Source organism: Geodermatophilus sp. SYSU D00742 (assembly GCF_054049935.1).
Genome location: NZ_JBJGYJ010000039.1, coordinates 21,707 through 40,681, shown reverse-complemented (window position 1 = coordinate 40,681; position 18,975 = coordinate 21,707). Strand labels below are relative to the sequence as shown.

The window sequence follows — 18,975 nt, the reverse complement described above, 5'->3', positions numbered from 1 at the left end:
GGGCCGGCCGCTTCGCCGGGCGGGAGGGCGTGGTCGAGGAGTGGTCGGACCGGGTGCAGCCGCACTCCCCCGGCCTGGCGCGGCGGATGTGGTACGGCGGCGGCAGCCTGCGGTCGGCCAGCCGCCGGGAGCCGGGCCCGGGTGGTCACCCTCCCGGGGGAAGGCGGGCAAGGAACGGCACGGTCCGGTCGATGACCTGCCCATGCGCACCCGAGGCAGCCGGCAGGGCCGAGGGGCACCCCTGTGGCTGTACCTCACGGCGCTCGTGCTCATCCCCGTGCTCGGGGTCGTGGTGCTGACCGCGGTCATCGCGCGCACGCGGGCGGCAGAGGCCGCCGGCGCCGAGCGAGCCGAGCAGGCGGTGCGGACCGTCGCCCAGCTGGACGCCGCCCGCAGCGGCGTGGAGCACGAGATCGTCCCGGCGCTGGCGCTGGCGGTCGTCGCCGACCCGGAGGCCGCCAGGGCCCTCGGCATCCCCCCGGTCGTGCTGGTCGGCCAGGTCGAGGCCGCCCGGACCGCGGCCGCGCAGGCCCGCGAGGTCACCGACCGCGCGCTCGCGGCGGTCCCCGCCGGGTCCGAGGCCGCGACCGCCGCCCGGTACGCGGCCGAGCGGCTGGGACAGGTGCGCGCGGACGCCGAGGGCGGCGGGGTCCTCCTCGACGACGTCTACGCCGACTACCTCGACGTCGCCGACTCCCTGATGACCGCCCAGCGGCGGGCGGCGGCGGCCGCCGGCTCCGAGGACGTCCCCGCGAGCACGCTCCGGGCCGCCCGGGACGTCGAGCTGGTGGCCGAGCTGGCCCAGGCGGCGAGCCGGCAGCTGCCGCTGCTCCTCGCCTCCCGGCTCGAGGCCGGGCAGCCCACGGCGGGGTCGCGGCTGGCCGGGCAGAACGCGTGGCTGGCCTACGCCGACGCGCAGCGGGCGATGGACGGCCTCTCCCAGCCGTCCCTGCGCGACGCCTGGCAACGGATCCGCACCGACCCGGTGACGACCTCGGTCGACGAGCTGGTCGAGGCGCAGGTGTCCGGCACCGGCCACCGCCTGGAGGCGCCCGAGCTGGTCCCCGCCCTGCTCCGGGGCAACGAGCGGGACGCGCTGCTCGCCGGGCTCGTCGTCCAGGCCGTCGACGGCTCCCAGGCGCTGGCCGCCGCCGACCGCCACCGCGCGCAGCAGCACCTGTCCACCACCCTGCAGCTCGGCCTCGGCCTGCTCCTCGCCGCGCTCCTCGGCGCCCTGCTCCTCGGCCGCAACGTCTCCCGGTCCCTGGGGCTGCTCGCCGGTCAGGCCACCCGGGTCAGCGAGGGGGAGCTGGTGGAGGTGCAGGTGGCCGGCCCGCGCGAGGTCCGGACCGTCTCCACCGCGCTGGGCGCCGCCGTCGGCAGCCTGCGGCGGATCCAGGACCAGGCCCAGGCCGTCGCCCGCGGCGACCTGTCCAACGCCCTGCTCGAGCAGCCGCTGCCCGGCCCGCTCGGCGAGGTGGTGCACGCGTCGGTGCGCGAGATCGTGCACTCCGTCCGCCGGCGCGAGGAGCTGCAGTTCGCCCTCGCCCACCAGGCCACCCACGACCCGCTCACCGAGCTGCCCAACCGTGCGCAGGCCCTCACCCTGGTCACCTCCGCGCTGCACCGCGCCCAGCGGTCCGGGGAGATGACCGGCCTGCTCTTCGTCGACCTCGACGGCTTCAAGGGGGTGAACGACAGCCACGGCCACGCCTGCGGGGACGACGTGCTGCGCGCGGTCGCCCGCCGGATGTCCGCCGCGGTCCGTCCCGGGGACGTCGTGTGCCGGCTCGGCGGGGACGAGTTCGTCGTCCTGGTGGAGCGGGTCCGCGCCGAGCGGGACCTGCAGGAGCTGGGCGACCGGCTCATCGCCGCCGTCAGCGAGCCGATCACCGCCGCCGGCCAGCAGGTGCGCATCGGGGCGAGCGTGGGGGTCGCCGTCAGCCGGGACTCCGGCACCGACGCCGACGCCCTCGTCGCCGAGGCCGACACCGCCGCCTACCGCGCCAAGCGGCGGGGCCGCGGCCGCACCGAGATGTTCGACGAACGGCTGCGGGTGCAGCTGCACGAGCGGGCCGGGATGGAGGCCGCGATCACCGCGGGCATCGCCGGTGGGGAGATGGAGCTGCACTACCAGCCGGTCGTCGACGTCGGCCGGCACCGGGTGATCGGGTACGAGGCCCTGGTCCGGTGGAACCGCCCCGGCCACGGCGTGGTGCCGCCCGACCGGTTCGTCCCGGTCGCCGAGGGCAGCCGCCTCATCTGCGACCTGGACCGCTGGGTGCTGCACGAGGCGACCCGGCAGCTGGCCGAGTGGCGGGCCGCGGCACCGCCGGCCGACGGCGCGCCGGAGCCGACGATGGCGGTCAACGTCTCCGGCCGGCACCTGGCCGACCGGCGGGTGGTCCAGGACGTCGCCGACGCGCTGGCCGCCTCCGGGCTGCCCGCGGCGCTGCTGGTCGTCGAGATCACCGAGACCGTCCTCGTCAGCGACCCGACGGCGATCGGCCACCTGGCCGACCTGCGCGCACTGGGCGTGAGCATCGCCATCGACGACTTCGGCACCGGCTACACCTCGATCGGCCAGCTGCGGGACATGCCGGTCGACACGCTGAAGATCGACCGCAGCTTCATCGCCTCGGCCGAGCCCGGGCACCCGGAGCTGGTCGCGCTGATCATCCGCGCCGCGCACACCTTCGGTCTGACCGTCGTCGCCGAGGGCGTGGAGGAGCCGCACCAGCTCGACCGGCTGCGCGCCGTGGCATGCGACCAGGCGCAGGGGTACCTGCTCTACCGGCCGATGCCCGCCGCCGACGCCGGGGCGCTGCTCCGCCCGGCCGTGCCCGCGGTCTGACTCAGTCCAGGAAGCGCTCCACCACCGGGGCCAGCTCGCGGGCCTCGGTGATCAGCGCCAGGTGCCCGCCGCCGTAGACGTGCAGCTGCGCGTCGGGGATCAGCCGGGCCATGATCCGCGCGTTCACCACCGGCACGATCGGGTCGTCGTCGCCGGCGACCACCAGCGTGGGCTGCCGGATCAGCCGGAGGAACGGCAGGCTGCTCCAGCCCGCGCTGGCGGCCAGCTGGTAGTAGTACCCACGCCGCGGGCCCAGCCGGCTGGCCGAGTGCAGCACCCGTGCGGCCAGGGCGGGGTCGTCGCGGACGGTGCCGCCGTAGATCGTGCCGGCCACCTCGCGGGTGTACGCCGGGTCGCGGTGCCGGCGCGGGGTGAGCATCCGGGCGAGCACCCGCGGGTGCCCCGGGACCATCAGCGAACCGGTGCCGGTCGCGGCGAGCACCAGCCGGCGCACGCGCCGCCGGTGCTGCACCGCGAAGTGCTGGGCCAGCCCACCTCCCCAGGACAGGCCGAGGACGTCGACCGGGTCCTCGTGACCCAGCCGGTCGAGCAGCCCCGCCACCACCGGGCTGAACGTGGCGAGCACGTAGGGCACGACCGGTCGCGGGGAGCCACCCACCCCCGGGACGTCGAACCGGATCACCGTCCGCCGCAGGTCGAGGACGTCGACGAAGGGCTGCAGCACCTCCAGGCTCGCGCCGATGCCGTTCATCAGCAGCAGCGGCGGCACCGACTCGTCGGTCCCGGCGCGGACCGACACCCGCAGGGTGCGCCCGGCCACGGTCACGTTCCGGACGGTCTCGCCGGGGCGGAACCCGCCCGGGCGGGACACGCGGGGCCGGGTCACCCGTGCGCTACTTGTCGAAGACATACGTGCCGGGGGCCTCCGCCAGCGGCGGCAGCTCGTCGTTGCCCAGCGCCGACGGGGCGGGGACCTCGTCGCCGGTCCGCTCGGCCAGCCAGGCCACGTAGTCCGGCCACCACGAGCCCTTCTGCTTCTCCGCCAGCTCCAGCCACCGCTCGGGGTCGGCCGGGGTCTCCGGGGCCACCTGGAACGACGCCTTCGGGTTGGTCGGCGGGTTCACCAGGGAGGCGATGTGGCCGCTGGTGGAGAGGATGAACCGGCTGCGCCCGCCGAGCAGCTGCGTCGTCCGGTAGCAGGACTGCCACGGGCAGATGTGGTCGGCGATCCCGGCGGTCACGTAGGCGTCGACCTCCACCTTGGACAGGTCCACCGGGGAGCCCAGCATCGTCGCGGCGCCCGGCTGGCTCAGCTTGTTGCCGACGGCGATGTCGATGAAGTCCCGGTGCAGGCCCGCGCTCATCCGGGTGGTGTCGCCGTTCCAGTAGAGGATGTCGAAGGCCGGGGGCGGGTTGCCCTGCAGGTAGTTGTTGACCCAGTAGTTCCACACCAGGTCGTTGGGCCGCAGCCAGGCGAAGACCTCGGCCAGCGTGGCGCCGTCCAGGTAGCCCTTCTTGCGGGACTTCTCGGTGGCTGCCTTGACCGCCTCCTCGTCCATGAGGGCGCCGATGGTCCCGGCCCGCGACCAGTCCAGGACGGCGACGGCGTAGCTGGAGGCGGTCACCCGGTGCTGCGCCCCGGTCTCGGCGAGGTGGGCCAGCACCATCGCGAGGATGATGCCGCCGGAGCAGAAGCCCTGGAGCGCCGTCCGGTCGCTGCCGGTGATCCTCTCCGCGGCGTCCATCGCGTCGAGGACGGCCTGCCCGTAGGTGTCCATGCCCCAGTCGGCGTGCCGCTCGTCGGGGTTGCGCCACGACATCATGAAGACCTGCTGGCCCGACGCGACGTAGTGCTCGACGATGCTGCGGCCCGGGGCGAGGTCGGTGATGTAGTACTTGTTGATCGTCGGCGGGACGATCACCAGGGGCACCTCGCGCACCCTCTCGGTGGTCGGCCGGTACTGGATCAGCTCGAACACCGGCGTGCGCAGCACGACCGCGCCCGGCGTGACCGCGAGGTCCTCGCCGACGGTGAACGCGTCCTCCTCCACCATCGTCGGCACCCGCGGCGGGGTCATCAGGTCCTTGACCATCCGGCGCAGCCCGGTGACGGCGTTGCGGCCGCCGGTGTCGATGACGGCCTTCCACAGCAGCGGGTTCAGCGGGGTGTTGCTGGGTGCGAGGGCGTCGACGACGTTGGTCACGGTGAAGCGGATGCGCTCGTCGTCACGCCAGTCGAGGTCGGCGTCCTCCACCAGGTCCATCGCGGTGCGGGCCGCGGCGATGTGCGCCTGCATCGCGCGGCGCATGAGCCCGTTGCCCTGCCACGCCGGGTCGGCGAAGCGCTTGTCCTTGGGGGAGGGCGCGATGTCCGACCGGCCGACGACGACCCTGCCGAGGTCCTTGGCCAGGTCGCCGGCGCGTCGGGCGACGGTCTTCGGCTTGCCGGCCAGTGCCCGGCCCAAGCGCAGCGTCGTCCGGGCCGGGGGGATCATCCGGCGCAGCGGCCCGCGGGCACCGTCGACGAGCACCATGTCCAGGCCCATCACGGCCTCACCCGGGTCCTGGACGGGCCCGTCGGTGGTGCGGTCCTCCGACCGTCTCGTTGCCTCGGTCATGGCCGGCCTCCTCCCGTGCACGGATCGCGTGTGACCCGAGCCACTCAACCACGGCCGCGCGCCGATCGCCCGGTCAGCGACGTCCCGCGCGTCCCGGTCCACTGCACGGGCCACGGCGAGCCCGCGGGCGGGCGGGCAGGGAGTCTGCTCTCAGACCGTCTCCGGTACCAGTGCGGTCCTCGGGGCGGTGTTCGGCGGGCGCCGCCACGACCGGTTGCGCCGCCAGAACACGTACGTCGCCAGCCCCAGCGGGATCGGCAGCACGTAGGTCAGCGCCCGGTAGACCAGGACGGCGGCGGCCACCAGCGGTCGGTCCCCGCCCGCCGCGGCCAGGCCCGCGATCAGCGCCACCTCCACCACGCCCAGCCCGCCGGGCGTGAACGGGACGGCGGTGAGCAGCCGGGCGAAGGCGAACACCGCCAGCGCCTCGACCACGCCCACCTGGCCGGCGTCCACCCCGACCGCGCGGAGTGCGAGCAGCAGCACCAGGAACAGCGAGAGGTGACTGACCAGGGTCGCCGCGGTGAGCCAGTGCCAGCGGGCCCGCAGCAGCAGCGCCGTCCGGTCGCGGAACTTCGTCGTCGCGGCGTCCCACCCCCGCACCGCCGGCCGGCCGAAGGGCCGCACCAGTGCCGAGGCCACCCGCCCGGCGCCGCGGCCGATCCGTGCGGCGCCCTCCCGGCTGCGCAGCAGCAGCCCGAGGAGGACGACGGCGAGCACCAGGCCCGCCAGCCCGGCCGCGCCCGCGAGCACCCGGCCCGAGCTCGGGGTCCCGCCCAGCGCCAGGAGGCTGAGCGCGAGGACCGGCAGGGCCAGCTTGGCGAAGTTGTTCCACAGGCCCGCGACCAGCAGGGAGACCGACGTCCGGGAGCGGGAGAAGCCCCACGAGGTGTTCATCCCGTAGGTCAGGCCGATCGCGAGGGCACCACCGGCGACCACGGTGTTGGACACCGCGGTCGTCGTGAGGGTCGCGACCGTCGCCTGCCGCAGGGTCAGCCCCGGCATGGTGGCGACGACGACGAACTGGTACGTGGCGAGGTTCCAGAGGGTGGCCGCCGCGAGCAGGGCGACCTCGCCGCCGGTCATCGCCCGGACCGACGTCCACACCTCCGCGACGCTGGTGAACTGCGGGAGGAACCAGGCGAGGACGGCGCCGGCCAGCGCGAGGGAGAGGACCGGCGCGACCGCACGCTGCCAGCGGGGCCGGCTCACGGCGGGTCCCCGTCCGCCGGGGGTGGGTCCAGGCCGAGCCGGCCGCCGGTCTCGGCCCGCACCTGGTCGTCGAGCTGTGCCCGGCGCAGGACGCCGATGCCCTGGCTGGCCAGCGCCAGCGGCTCGCCCCGGTTGTCACCGGTCAGGGTGAACACCAGCGTCAGGCAGCCGCCGGTGAACAGGTAGATGCGGGAGCCCCGGTACTGCGGGGTCACCTGGGTGACCCGCTCCAGCCTGCGCATGCCGTCGCGGTCGCTGGGGATCTCGGTCGCGCCGTCGGTGTCGCACTCCGGGGTCAGCCGCACCTCGATGGCCCGCGCCCCGTCGCGGTCCGAGTCGAGCCAGAAGCGCGCCTCGCCGTTGCGGGCCTCGAGCCCGGCGAAGTGCCAGCCGAGGGGCAGGCCCTGGACGCAGGGCACCCGCGTCGCCGTCGGCACGGCCTGGGCCATGAGGAGCACGCCGTTGGCCGCCTTGGCGTCGTCCCCGATCGAGCAGGCCGGGGCGGCGCCGAACGAGCTGCTCACCGGCGCCACGCACCCGCCGAGCGGCAGCGCGAGCACGGCGGTGAGCACGGCCACCGCCCGGGTCCGGCTCACAGCGGTGAGTCCAGCAGGCCGACGGCGACCAGCCCCATGAGCAGCACCCCGGCCAGCGCCAGCAGCGACAGCCCGACCCGCCGCCAGCTCCACCGCTGCATGCGCACCGGGGGCAGCCGGTAGGGCAGCAGCCGGAGGAAGTCGGCGAGCAGGTCCCGGCTGTCCGCGCGCAGGCAGCGGCGCAGCTGGCTGGGCATGGTCATCCCGCGGGTGGCGGCGAAGGCCTCGGCGATCTCCTCGTCGGAGAAGCGGACCCGCGCCCGGGCGTGCACCCGCGCGGCGTCGGTGCGCAGCGCCAGGACCAGCATCATGTTGGCCAGGTCCACCGCCTGCCGCCACGGGCTGGGCCGGATCTCGGCGAACGCCGAGTCGATGAGGTACAGGGTGCCGCTGCGCACCAGGACGTTGGCCGGCTTCACGTCGCGGTGGGCCACGCCGATGTCCCACATCCGCCGCACCACGGCCAGCCCCTGGTCGATGACCGCGTCGTCGACCTCGACGTCGGCGTCCCCGATCTCGTGCGCGCCCAGGAGGAACTCGGCGACCAGGACGTACTCCCGCTCCGGGGTGATCTCCACGATCCCCATCGGCTGCGGGACCGGCAGCCCGGCGTCGGTGAACAGCCGCAGCACGTAGTCCTCGTACTGCACCAGCCGGCGGACGCTGTGGAACGGCTTCTCGTCCTCCAGCCCCCCGTACAGCAGCGTGCGGGCCAGCTTGAACCACCGGTCGGAGCGGACGTGCGTGGCGGCGTAGAGCTTGCCGAACACGTAGTCCTCGCCGTCGTGGCCCGCGCCGTCCTCGGCCTTGACGGTGATCCGCAGCGGCGTCGAGCCGCCGGAGCCCTCGAGGTGGAACGGCTGCACCGCGGTGGCCAGCAGGCCGAGCTGGTCCTGCAGCGCCCGGACGATGGCCTCACCGCGGGCGCCGGAGACGTCGAGGTGGGCCGGGCGGCCGCGGCGGTACCGCACCGGGTGGACGTCGTTGGGCGTCATCAGCCGGAAGGCGGCCAGCGGGGTGGCCACGCCGAGCACCACCCCGGCCACGACACCGGTGGGGTGGTCCTGCGCGAGGTACAGCCGGGAGGCGACGGTGACCGTGAGCAGGCCGACCACCACCCACTTGCCGATCGTGCGGTACCGGCCGGCCGGCACGAGCGCGTACACGGTGCTCACCAGGAAGGCGGCCAGGACGGTCACCGGCAGCGAGGGCATCGCGTAGCCCGACCAGGCGCCGAGCAGTTCCACCTCGAAGGGTCGGGGACGGCGCAGCAGCAGCGTGGCCAGGGAGCCCAGGTTGACCACGACCAGCGCCACGCCGACCCAGGTGAACAGGTGCTGCCAGCGGCGGAACCCCAGCAGGACCGCCAGGTTGGCCAGCCACAGCGCGTGGACCACCGGCGGGGTGGCCAGCACGCCGGCCGCCTCGGCCACCTCGGTGAGCGCGGGGGTGCGCAGCGCCGCCACCGCCTGCAGGACCCGCGTGTCCGCGAGGTCGACCAGCGGGACGCTGTCGGTGGCCACGACCACCGTCCACCCGGCGAACACCGCGGCGGACAGGCCCAGCCACCAGCGGCCGGAGGCGTTGAGGTGCCGGGGCAGCGGCGGCGGCTCACCGGACGGGCGGCGGCGGCGGCGGACACGCTGGATCCCCGGCGGGCCGGGGCGTTGCACCGGGTCGGCCTCCGGGACGGCGTGCGGCGGCGACGCCATGCCGCCCGATGCTGCACCCCCGCGGGCCGTCGGTCCATTGGGATCGTCGCCGTCCACCGCTAGCGTGGCCCCGCGCCAGCCGGGAGGAGCCCCGATGCGGTGTCGCCGAGCGGTCCCCGCCGTGGTCGTCGTCGTGCTGTCCGCGCTGCTGACCGCGTGCGGGTCGGGGCCCGGCACGCCGGCGCCGGCGGCGGAGGGAACGGTGCGCCTGGCCTCCTACGACTTCACCGAGAACCAGATCCTCGCCGAGGTGTACGCCGAGGCGGTGCGCCGTGCCGGGCTGCCGGTGTCCGTGCAGCACGGCATCGGCACCCGCGAGGTGGTGCTGCCGGCGCTGGAGCAGGGCGTGGTGGACGTCGTCGTGGACTACCTGGGCACCGCCCTGGAGTTCGTCGACCCCGGCGGCCCGGCGGTGCGCCGGGAGCCGGAGCACCTGCGGGCGGCGCTGGCCCGCGCCATGGGACAGCGCGGGGCCACCGTGCTGGCCGCCGCCGACGCCGAGGACCAGAACGGCTTCGTCGTCCGCGCCGCCTTCGCCGAGGAGAACGGCGTCACCCGGCTGTCCGACCTGGCCCCGCTCGCCCCCGGGCTGGTGTTCGGGGGACCACCCGAGTGCCCCGAGCGGCGGTACTGCCTCCCGGGGCTCAGGGAGGTCTACGGCCTGCAGTTCCGGGAGGTGCAGCCGATGCCGACCCGCTCGGCCACGGCGGAGGCGCTCCTGGCGGGGACGATCGACGTCGGGATGCTGGAGACGACCGATGCCCGGCTGGCCGGCGCCCCCCTGGTGCTGCTGGAGGACGACCGGGGGCTGCAGCCGCACGAGAACGTGGTGCCGATCGTGCGGACCGCGGTGCTCGACCGCGTGGGGGAGGGCCTGGCGGAGGCGCTGGACGCGGTCAGCGCGCGGCTGGACCGGGCCGACCTGGTGCGGCTCAACCGGCTGGTGCTCGACGGGAAGACCCCGGCCGAGGCCGCCGCGCTGTGGTGGGCCGGGCGCTGAGCGCACCGGCCCGCGCATGCCTGCGTGCCGGGGAGGGCAGGAAGGGTGTCACCGACCCGCACGACCCGGAGGAGCCTGCCGTGGGCAGATCGATCGCCGACCAGACGGTGGAGGAGCTCGGGGGGCCGGGCAGCGTCCTGGCCCGCCAGCGCCGAGACCACATCGAGCTCGACCGCCTGCTGCAGGAGCTGGACGGCACCACCGGCCGGGCGCAGGAGGAGGTGCTGATCCGCATCGACCGCCTGGTGTTCAGCCACGCCTTCGCCGAGGAGAGCGTGCTGTGGCCGGTGGTGCGCCGCGTCCTGACCGACGGCGAGGCGCTCACCCTGCGCATCGAGCAGGAGCACCAGGAGGTCAACGACCTGGTGACCGAGCTGGAGACCATGGGCCACGACGACCCCCGCCGCGCCGGGAGGCTCGCCCGGCTCGTGGAGGTGCTGCGCGAGGACGTGCGCGACGAGGAGGACGTCCTGCTGCCCCGCCTCCAGGAGAGGCTCGACCCGGCCCAGCTGCGGCGGCTGGGCCGGCAGTGGGAACTCGTCCGCCGGATCTCCCCGACCCGGGCGCATCCCACGGTCTCCCGCCGGCCCCCGGGCAACGCCCTGTCGGCGCTGCCGTTGTCGGTGCTCGACCGCACCCGGGACGCCGTCGACGCCGTCGTCCGGCGGGTACCCGAGCGGTACGCGCCGGCCGGGGAGGCGGTCAGCCGCGGGCTGGCCGGGCTCGCCGGCCTCGTGGAGCGGGTGCCGCCGGCCCGCCGCGGCGACCGCCCACCGACGTCCCGCTGAGCGTCCGGACGTGACGAGGGCCCCCTCCGTGGAGGGGGCCCTCGTCGTCCGTGGGCCCGGCCCGGGCTCGACAGGCGGTGGGGAGGACGGGCTCCTCACGAACGGCGACACGGGATGACCGTGGGGGGATGCCCGACACTCGTCACGCGGGCGCGTGTCGTCGCTGACTGCGATCTCCCGTTGACGCTGCATGGTGTCGAGCGGTCATCGGCCTCCCATGAGCAGGACCTTCGGCCTGTCGGCCTCTGCGCGCCCCCTGCGAACGTGCTGATCCCGACATCCGAACCACGGGGAGAGGTACTCCATGCGAAAGCGTGCAGCAGCAGTGGTCCTGGCGGGCACCGCCGGTTTCATGGTGATGGGTGCTCCGGTTGCGATGGCCGACAACCCGCACCCGGTGGACAGGGCGCCCAACACCTCCGAGGTGGGTGGCCAGCTCAACCGCGAGTGGGGCGGGGTCGCGAGCAACCTGGCGCAGTTGGACACCACTGCCGAGGGTGGTAAGGGAGGCGCGATGGGGCAGCACTCGCGTGCGACGCGGGCCGCCGACATCAACGGCGGGTTCGCCAGCAGTGACAACGCCTTCGGCATCACGCTGAGCGACAACACCGACGGTTCGACCGGCCGGGAGGGCGTCGGCAACGTGTCTGCCGACACCACGCTGCCCCACCGCACCAGTCCCGGTGACGGTGGCAACGGGCAGCACGCGCTGAACAACGCCGAGCTGGCGGCGGTCCTCAACCCCGTCAACGGTCAGCTCACCACCACCGTCGGCGGCACCGCCCCCGACGTCTCCGCTGAACTCCTGGAAGGCACGCAGTCCGAGGGTCGGTGACGCCAGGATCGACAGGGGCCCGCGGGCCCCAGCGCGCGAACGGAGCCCCCGGGTGGTGACCCGGGGGCTCCGTTCGCGCGGCGAAGCGACCTCGGTCGCCGTGTGGACGGGCTCGTCCCTAGTTCAGTTCGTCTGGCGGGGCTTCGGCTCGGCGCGGGCGTCGAGCTGGATCTCCTTGTGGGCCTCCGGCACGCCCTCCTTGAGCTCCTTGGTCCGCTCGAGCTCGGCGTCGAGCTCGATGCCGAACAGCAGCGCGACGTTGATCAGCCAGAACCAGATGAGGAAGACCACGACACCGGCCAGCGTCCCGTAGGTCTTGTTGTAGCTGCCGAAGTTCGCCACGTAGAACGCGAAGGCCGCCGAGGCGACGATCGCCACGACGATGGCCACGCCGGCGCCCGGGCTGACCCACTTGAAGCCGCGCAGCTTGGCGTTCGGCGTCGAGTAGTAGAGGACGGCGATCATCAGGGCCAGCACGACGAGCATCACCGGCCACTTCACGACGTTCCAGACGGTCAGCGCCGTGTCGCCCAGCCCGATGGCCGAGCCGATCGCCTCGACGACCGGGCCGCTGAGCACGAGCATCGCCACGATGAGAGCGGCGAACAGGATGCCGATCAGGGTGACCAGCAGCTGCAGCGGCTTGAGCTTCCAGATCTTGCGGCCCTCGGGCGTCTCGTAGACGACGTTGGCCGCGCGGGTGAACGCGCCCACGTAGCCCGACGCCGACCAGACGGCGCCGGCGATACCGATGACCAGCGCGAAGCCGGCGGTGCCGGTGTTCCCCGCGATCTGCTCGATCACCGGGTTCAGCGTGCTGGCCGCCTGCTGCGGCACGACCGCGGTCAGGGCGGTGGTGAGCTGCTGGGGGTTGGTCAGCAGGCCGACGATCGACAGCAGCGCGATCAGCGCGGGGAACAGCGCCAGCACGCCGTAGTAGGTCAGCGCGGCGGCCCAGTCGGTGAGGTTGTCCTCGCTGAACTCCTTGAGCGTGCGCTTGAGCGTGCCGCCGGTGGTGGGCGCCGGATCGGCCCCCCGCGGGGCGTTGTCGAAGCGGGTGTCGTTGACCTTGGGGTCGTCGGGCGCGGGGTCGCCCGCGGTGTTGCCGGAGAACCGGGTGTCCTTCGCCGCGGTACCGCTGCGTGGTCCGGTGGAGCGGGCCATTCGTTCGTCCTCCGGTCGGATGGGAGCCAGTCGGCACCCTCGGTGCCCCGGACGGTCCCGTTCCATGCTCGTCCGCGGTGTGTCGCGACCGCTCCGTGACCTCAGCGCAGGCCGCTGACGGGCGTCCACTCGCCGGCCGCGGCCGTCGTCCGCTCGACGTCGGCCAGCGGGTCGGGGCCGCCGCGGCTGCGCCGCCCTCTCAGGCCGGCGACGGTCAGCAGCACCACCGCGGCGGCTGCACCCGCGCCCACGAGGGCCACCGCGGTGAACGACCCGGCCGACGGGGAGCCGGTGGCGGGGTCCAGGCCCGCGGCCAGCACGGTGACGGTCACCGTGCTGCCCACGGCTTGACCGACCGAGCGCGCGATCGAGTTGACCGCGTTGGCCACCCCGGTCTCCTCGGGGCGGACCGCCGACACCACCAGCGCGGGCAACGCCGCGTAGGCCACGGTCGCCCAGAGCTGGGTGAGCAGACCGGCCACGACCACCTGCCAGGCGGCGTCCCGGAGCAGTGCCAGCAGCAGGAAGCCCGCCAGGCCGCAGGCCGCCCCGGTCAGCAGGGTGGGCAGCGCGCCGGCGCGGGCGACGACCCGCCCCGCGACCGGCGCGAGCAGCACGCCCGCGAGGCCCCCGGGCAGCAGGTAGACCACGGCTGCCTCGACGACGGAGGCGCCGAACCCGTGACCGGCGGCCTCCGGCGGCGTCTGCACGAACTGGAGGACGGCCAGGAAGGAGGCGAACAGGCCGATGCCGGTCATCAGCCCCGCGAGGTTGGGCACCAGCGTGCGCGGGTCGGCCAGCATCGCCGGGCGGACGAGCGGGTCCTCCCGGTGCCGCTGGAGCAGCACCCACCCGGTGAGGACGACGGCGGCGCCGGCCGCGCACCCCAGGGTCGCGGGTGAGTCCCAGCCCCAGGCGTTGCCCTGGGACACCGGCAGCAGCAGGAGGACCAGGCCCCCGGCCAGCACGACCGCACCCCACCAGTCGACCCGGCCGGAGCCGGTCGGCGGGCGCCGGGGCAGGACGAGGACGACGAGCGCCAGCGAGGCGGCAGAGGCCACCAGGCCGATCCAGAACGGCCGGCGGTAGTCCCCGCCGTCCTCGGTGAGCAGCGCCGCGGCGACCAGGCCGACGACGCCGCCGACGGCGAGGGTGCTGCTGACGACGGACATGCCCACGCTCAGCCGGGACGCCGGCAGCTCGCGGCGCAGCACGCTGATCGACAGCGGGAACAGCCCGTAGGAGACGCCCTGCAGGACGCGGGCGGCGATCAGGACCGGCAGCGAGGACGCCAGGAGGGCCAGCAGCGTGCCGGCCGTCATCGCGACCAGGATGCCGATCATCACCGGGCGCTCGCCCCAGGTGTCGCCGAGCCGGCCGAGGACGGGCGTGGACACGGCGGCCGCGAGCAGGTTGGCGGTGAGCACCCAGCCGGCGGCGGCCGGGGAGACACCCAGCTGGTCGCCGATGGCGTCCAGGACGGGCACGACGAGGCTCTGCAACAGCGACAGCGCGGTGGTGCCGAGGGCCAGCGTGCCGACCAGGGGCCCCACCCCGGGCGTGCGACCACGCCCGCGCGCGGCGGCGGCGTCGGCGGGCACGCGGGGATGAGACCACGGCCGGGTGGCCGTCCGCGCGACCGCCCGGCCTCACCCGATGGGATGAGGTCCGCCGCGGAGTGTCAGGAAGACCTCACGTCCCGACGATTGAGACGGCGGTCGGCGGGGGAAGGACTGCTCCGACGACGTGCCGCGGGCCCCGCCCGGAGGCGTAGCCGAGAGAACAGCAGGGGGATGTACTGATGGTGTTGTGGCCGGCCGTGACCCTGATCGGGTTCCTGGTCCTGACCGCACTGGTGATCGTCATGGGCACCTCGTCCACGGCGCGGTACGAGCGGGAGAAGAGCGCGGCCGCCGCCGGCTCCCCTACCCGCGTCGGCGGCCGCTCCGGGGCGGCCGAGCCGGTGGGCGTCGCCCGGGCCGCCTGAGCGAGAGCCACCCTCCCCACGCTCGACGTGGGCCGCTGGACGGTGACCGTCCCAGCACACCGCCGCCGCGCCCCGCGCTCCGCTCCGGAGTCGTGGGGCGCGGGTGCGTCCGGGCCCGGTCCCTGCAGGGTCTCGGTCAGAGCCAGGCCGCGGGGGTGTCGAGGACGGTGCGGTCCAGCGACGCGAGCAGGTCCAGCTGCGGCTGCACCCTCGGCAGTTCGTGGCGGTGGAAGTACCGCGCCGCGGCCCGTTTGCCCCGGTGGAAGTCGCTGTCCCGGTCGCCGGTGGCCAGCGCCTGCTCCAGCCACAGCCAGGCGACGACGACGTGCCCGGTGGCCTCCAGGTACGCGGTGGCGTTGGCCAGCGTGACCGCCGGGTCGCCGGCGCCCCACAGCGCCGCGGTGACCGCGCCGAGGCGGGCGACGACGGCGTCGAGGTCGGCGGCGAACGCGGCCCACTCCGTGCCCGCCGCCCGGGCCGTCGTCGCCGCGACCGTCTCCCCGAGCAGGGCGAGCCCGGCCCCGCCCTGCATCACGACCTTGCGGCCCAGCAGGTCCAGCCCCTGGATGCCGGCCGTGCCCTCGTGGATCGGGTTGAGCCGGTTGTCCCGGTAGAACTGCTCCACCGGGTAGTCGCGGGTGTAGCCGTAGCCGCCGTGCACCTGGATGGCCAGGTCGTCGGCGACCGGCCCCCACTGCGAGGGCCAGGACTTCGCGATCGGCGTCAGCACCTCCAGCAGCAGGTGCGCCCGGGCGCGCTCGGCCTCGGTCGCGCCGGTCTGCTCCTCGTCGACCAGGCGCGCGCAGTACAGGGCCAGCGCCAGACCGCCCTCCGCGTAGGACTTCGCCGCCAGCAGCATCCGGCGCACGTCGGTGTGCTCGACGATCGGCACCGGCGGGGTCGCCGGGTCGCGGTTCGTCGGCGGGCGGCCCTGGGTGCGGGTGCGGGCGTACTCCAGGGCGTGCAGGTAGCCGGTGTAGCCGAGCGCGGCCGCGCCCGCGCCGACGCCGACCCGCGCCTCGTTCATCATGTGGAACATGTAGGCCAGGCCACGGTGCTCCTCGCCCACGAGGTACCCGACCGCGCCGGCCCGCCCGCCCGGCGTGTGCACGCCCTCGCCGAAGTTCAGCAGGGTGTTCGTCGTCCCCCGGTAGCCCATCTTGTGGTTGAGCCCGGCGAGGACGACGTCGTTGCGCTCGCCGGGCGCGCCGTCGGGCCCCACCAGGTACTTGGGGACGACGAACAGCGAGATCCCCTTCACGCCGGGCGGGCCGCCGGGCACCTTGGCCAGCACCAGGTGGACGATGTTCTCGCTCAGCTCGTGGTCGCCCGCGGAGATCCACATCTTGTTGCCGGTGAGCCGGTACGTGCCGTCGTCCTGCCGCTCGCCGCGGGTGGTGATGTCGGCCAGCGACGAGCCGGCCTGGGGCTCCGACAGCGCCATCGTGCCGAACCAGCGGCCCTCCAGCATCGGTCGCACGTAGGTGTCCACCTGCTCGGGACTGCCGTGCGCGACGAGCAGCCGGGCGTTGGCCATCGTGAGGAACGGGTAGGCCGAGGTGCCGATGTTGGCGGCCTGGAACCAGGCCATGACGGCCTGGGCCACGGTGTGCGGCAGCTGCATGCCGCCGAGCTCCTCGTCGAACGTGCCGGCGATCAGCCCCGCCTCGGCGAAGACCCGCAGCGCCCGCCCCACCTCCGGCACCATCTCGACCCGGCCGTCCACCATCCGCGGCTCGTGCTCGTCGGCGGTGCGGTTGTGCGGGGCGAAGTGCTCGGTGGCGATCTGCTCGGCGAGCTCGAGCACCGCGTCGAAGGTCTCGCGCGAGTGCTCGCTGTGGCGGTGCCGCTTCACGAGGTCCTCGACGCCCAGCCACTCGTGGAGGAGGAACTCCAGGTCGCGGCGGGACAGGATCAGCGACGAGCGCACGGGTGCCTCCAGGAGCGGGTGCGGGAGCCGGCCGCCACAGTAGGCGCCGGCCCGCGGGTGGCGCTGCGTCGCCGGTCGTGCGGCCGGGTACCGGGGTGGCTATCGTCCCGGACGCCGGGGTCATCGCCCGCCCGACGTGCGAGGAGGCGCGATGGCGAACTCGCAGGACCCGTCCCGGTCGGCCGGGAGCTCCTGGCGGGAGCGGACGGCCGAGGCGCTGGCATCGATCGGTGAGGCGGTCTACTTCCTCGACCCCGGGGACCGGTTCACCTGGTTGAACCCGGCGGCCGAGCGGCTGCTGGAGACGCCGGCCGACGAGCTGGTCGGCCGGACCGTCTGGGAGGCGTTCCCCGAGGCGGTCCGGTCCCCGCTGGGGCAGGCCTACCGCAGCGCCCGCGGACAGCGGCAGCCCCAGCAGGTGGAGTTCTTCTACGGCCCGCTGGACCGGTGGTTCCAGGTCCGGGCGTACCCGACCGGCGGTGACCTGGTCGTCTTCTTCCGCGACGTGCACGAGCGGCGCACCCTCGACGAGGCGCAGGCGGCGGAGTCCTCGCTCATCCGGGCGGTGCTCAACGCGCTGCCCGCCCGCACGGCGATCCTCGATGCCGACGGCACGATCCTGACGACCAACACGGCGTGGGCGGCGGGCACCGCGCTGGACGGCCGCCCGCTGGTCAGCGGCGCGGGCGCCGACTACCTCGAGGCGTGCCGTGCCGCGGCGGCGGCGGGGGACCGCGACGCCCGGACCGCGGTCGAGGGGCTCGAGGCGGTGTTCGGTGGACGGGCGCCGTCGTTCTCCCTGGACTACGCCTGGCCGGTGACCGACGGGCGGGACGGTGGCCCCCGCTGGTGGCACATGCAGGCCTTCCCGGTGGACGACGGGCCACGGGTCGTCGTCACGCACACCGACATCACCGACCGGGTGACCGCGGAGCAGCGCGCGGCCTGGCAGGCCCGCCACGACCACCTCACCGCCCTGCCCAACCGGGCGGCGCTGCACGAGGCCATCACCGACGCACTGGCCGCGGACGACACCGGCCGGGTCACCGTCCTCTACATGGACGTCGACGGGTTCAAGCACGTCAACGACTCCCTCGGTCACTCCGCGGGGGACCTGCTGCTGCGCGAGCTGGCCTCGCGGCTCGCGCACCGCACCCGCCCGACCGACGTCGTGGGCCGGCTCGGTGGCGACGAGTTCGTCGTGGTCGCCCGTGACTGCGACGCCGCGGGCGGGGAGGCGCTGGCCCGGCGCTTCCACGGCGTCTTCGACGAGCCCTTCGAGCTGGCCGGCACCCGGCTGCCGCTGACCGTCAGCATCGGCATCGCCGCGGCGGACGCGGCCGATGCCGGGCCGGACGACCTCCTCCGTGACGCCGACGCCGCGATGTACGCCGCCAAGGCCGGCGGCCCCAACAGGTACGTGGTCTTCACCCCGGCCCTGCGCAGCGAGCTCGAGGACCGCTGGCAGATCGCCAGCCGGCTGCGGGACGCGGTGGCGAACGGCGAGTTCGAGGTGCACTGGCAGCCCGTGGTGCAGCTGTCCAGCGGGACGGTCACCGGCTGCGAGGCGCTGCTGCGGTGGGACCACCCCCGGCGCGGGCCGGTCCCCCCGGCGGAGTTCATCCCGGTCGCGGAGGAGAACGGGCTGATCGTGCCGGTCACCCGGTGGCTGCTGCAGGTCGTCGGCGCCCAGGCCGGCGTCTGGGCGCGGGAGGGGCTGGAGCTGACCATCGCGGTCAACATCAGCGCCGTCCACCTGACCTCGGGCACGCTGGTCGAGGACGTGCTGCGCGCGCTCGCCGACAGCGGACTCGACCCGGGTCGGCTGGTCGTGGAGCTGACCGAGACGAGCCTGGCCCGGGACCCGGAGCAGGCGAGCGCCCAGTTCGCCGCCCTGCGCGAGCACGGGGTGCGCATCGCGATCGACGACTTCGGGACCGGCTACAGCTCGTTGTCGACCCTGGCCTCGCTGCCGCTCGACGTGCTCAAGGTCGACCGCACCCTGGTGTCGGGACCGCCGGCGCAGCGCGGCACCGCTCCCGCGGCGATCCTCGGCGCGGTGTCCGCACTGGGCTCGGCCCTGGGCCTGCAGGTGGTGGCCGAGGGGGTGGAGACCGCCGAGCAGGTGGCCCGTGCCCGCGCCGTGGGCTGCGGCTACGCCCAGGGGTTCGCGCTGTCCCGGCCGCTGGCGGCGGAGCGGCTGGGCGCCGCGCTCGCCGACGGGCTGCGACGGACCGGACGGCAGCTGCTGCCGCCGGCGGACCCGGCGGACCCGGCTGACCCGGCGGCCTGACGCCGCACCCGGCCGCCGGGCGCGT

General features: G+C 75.0%; 14 protein-coding genes. 6 read left to right on the top strand and 8 right to left on the bottom strand.

Translation table 11 applies throughout. From position 1 onward, the window contains the following. Positions 1-202: 202 nt before the first annotated feature. Positions 203-2,854, top strand: coding sequence for a putative bifunctional diguanylate cyclase/phosphodiesterase (locus ACI78V_RS20355; RefSeq protein ID WP_456854052.1), 2,652 nt, complete (start codon positions 203-205; stop codon positions 2,852-2,854). Between the two features lies 1 nt (position 2,855). Here the strand turns inward: ACI78V_RS20355 and phaZ are convergent, their stop codons facing one another. The 5 genes from phaZ to ACI78V_RS20330 all read right to left on the bottom strand — a co-directional run bounded on the left by phaZ (position 2,856) and on the right by ACI78V_RS20330 (position 8,953). After that, a complete protein-coding gene (gene phaZ, locus ACI78V_RS20350; RefSeq protein ID WP_456854050.1) occupies positions 2,856-3,641 on the bottom strand; it encodes a poly(3-hydroxyalkanoate) depolymerase in 786 nt (261 codons plus the stop codon). Positions 3,642-3,708: 67 nt separating this feature from the next. Next, complete coding sequence (locus tag ACI78V_RS20345; protein ID WP_456854049.1) at positions 3,709-5,433, bottom strand: PHA/PHB synthase family protein; 1,725 nt, start codon at positions 5,431-5,433, stop codon at positions 3,709-3,711. 150 nt (positions 5,434-5,583) lie between these two features. Beyond that, on the bottom strand, positions 5,584-6,645 hold the full coding sequence (locus ACI78V_RS20340) for a flippase-like domain-containing protein (protein ID WP_456854047.1): 1,062 nt from the start codon (positions 6,643-6,645) through the stop codon (positions 5,584-5,586). Then, entirely contained in the window at positions 6,642-7,241 is a 600-nt protein-coding gene (locus tag ACI78V_RS20335; RefSeq protein ID WP_456854046.1) for a hypothetical protein, read from the bottom strand. The genes ACI78V_RS20340 and ACI78V_RS20335 overlap by 4 nt, the downstream gene beginning before the upstream one ends. Continuing rightward, entirely contained in the window at positions 7,238-8,953 is a 1,716-nt protein-coding gene (locus tag ACI78V_RS20330) for a lipopolysaccharide kinase InaA family protein (protein WP_456854044.1), read from the bottom strand. The genes ACI78V_RS20335 and ACI78V_RS20330 overlap by 4 nt, the downstream gene beginning before the upstream one ends. A 94-nt stretch (positions 8,954-9,047) precedes the next feature. Here ACI78V_RS20330 and ACI78V_RS20325 point away from each other — a divergent pair, with 94 nt between their 5' ends. The 3 genes from ACI78V_RS20325 (at position 9,048) to ACI78V_RS20315 (ending at position 11,576) form a co-directional block, all read left to right on the top strand. Next, entirely contained in the window at positions 9,048-9,953 is a 906-nt protein-coding gene (locus ACI78V_RS20325; RefSeq protein ID WP_456854042.1) for an ABC transporter substrate-binding protein, read from the top strand. An 80-nt stretch (positions 9,954-10,033) separates the two neighbouring features. Beyond that, a complete protein-coding gene (locus tag ACI78V_RS20320) occupies positions 10,034-10,741 on the top strand; it encodes a hemerythrin domain-containing protein (protein WP_456854040.1) in 708 nt (235 codons plus the stop codon). A 304-nt stretch (positions 10,742-11,045) separates the two neighbouring features. Then, complete coding sequence (locus ACI78V_RS20315) at positions 11,046-11,576, top strand: hypothetical protein (RefSeq protein ID WP_456854038.1); 531 nt, start codon at positions 11,046-11,048, stop codon at positions 11,574-11,576. A gap of 123 nt (positions 11,577-11,699) precedes the next feature. Here ACI78V_RS20315 and ACI78V_RS20310 read toward each other — a convergent pair whose 3' ends face one another. Together ACI78V_RS20310 and ACI78V_RS20305 are read right to left on the bottom strand one after the other, a co-directional pair. After that, positions 11,700-12,740 carry a YihY/virulence factor BrkB family protein gene (locus ACI78V_RS20310; RefSeq protein WP_456854036.1) on the bottom strand — a complete coding sequence of 347 codons (1,041 nt, stop codon included), beginning with the start codon at positions 12,738-12,740 and terminating at the stop codon, positions 11,700-11,702. Between the two features lie 101 nt (positions 12,741-12,841). Further along, the gene (locus ACI78V_RS20305) at positions 12,842-14,341 is read right to left on the bottom strand and encodes an MFS transporter (RefSeq protein ID WP_456854034.1); all 1,500 of its coding nucleotides are present in this window, start codon (positions 14,339-14,341) and stop codon (positions 12,842-12,844) included. Positions 14,342-14,541: 200 nt separating this feature from the next. On the opposite strand from ACI78V_RS20305, the gene ACI78V_RS20300 reads away from it, so the two are divergent. Next, positions 14,542-14,727: a hypothetical protein gene (locus ACI78V_RS20300; protein WP_456854032.1), complete on the top strand. Its 186-nt coding sequence runs from the start codon at positions 14,542-14,544 to the stop codon at positions 14,725-14,727. 136 nt (positions 14,728-14,863) lie between these two features. Here the strand turns inward: ACI78V_RS20300 and ACI78V_RS20295 are convergent, their stop codons facing one another. Further along, positions 14,864-16,657, bottom strand: coding sequence for an acyl-CoA dehydrogenase (locus ACI78V_RS20295; RefSeq protein WP_456854030.1), 1,794 nt, complete (start codon positions 16,655-16,657; stop codon positions 14,864-14,866). Positions 16,658-16,808: 151 nt separating this feature from the next. Between ACI78V_RS20295 and ACI78V_RS20290 the strand changes: the two genes are divergently transcribed. Then, positions 16,809-18,950: a putative bifunctional diguanylate cyclase/phosphodiesterase gene (locus ACI78V_RS20290; protein ID WP_456854028.1), complete on the top strand. Its 2,142-nt coding sequence runs from the start codon at positions 16,809-16,811 to the stop codon at positions 18,948-18,950. The last annotated feature ends 25 nt before the right edge of the window (positions 18,951-18,975 follow it).

Bases quoted from the DNA above. Each gene is read 5' to 3' on its own strand.
- ACI78V_RS20330 (WP_456854044.1), bottom strand. From the start codon at position 8,953: ATGGCGTCGCCGCCGCACGCCGTCCCGGAGGCCGACCCGGTGCAACGC.
- ACI78V_RS20290 (WP_456854028.1), top strand. From the start codon at position 16,809: ATGGCGAACTCGCAGGACCCGTCCCGGTCGGCCGGGAGCTCCTGGCGG.
- ACI78V_RS20355 (WP_456854052.1), top strand. From the start codon at position 203: ATGCGCACCCGAGGCAGCCGGCAGGGCCGAGGGGCACCCCTGTGGCTG.
- ACI78V_RS20310 (WP_456854036.1), bottom strand. From the start codon at position 12,740: ATGGCCCGCTCCACCGGACCACGCAGCGGTACCGCGGCGAAGGACACC.
- ACI78V_RS20325 (WP_456854042.1), top strand. From the start codon at position 9,048: ATGCGGTGTCGCCGAGCGGTCCCCGCCGTGGTCGTCGTCGTGCTGTCC.
- ACI78V_RS20345 (WP_456854049.1), bottom strand. From the start codon at position 5,433: ATGACCGAGGCAACGAGACGGTCGGAGGACCGCACCACCGACGGGCCC.
- ACI78V_RS20300 (WP_456854032.1), top strand. From the start codon at position 14,542: ATGGTGTTGTGGCCGGCCGTGACCCTGATCGGGTTCCTGGTCCTGACC.
- ACI78V_RS20315 (WP_456854038.1), top strand. From the start codon at position 11,046: ATGCGAAAGCGTGCAGCAGCAGTGGTCCTGGCGGGCACCGCCGGTTTC.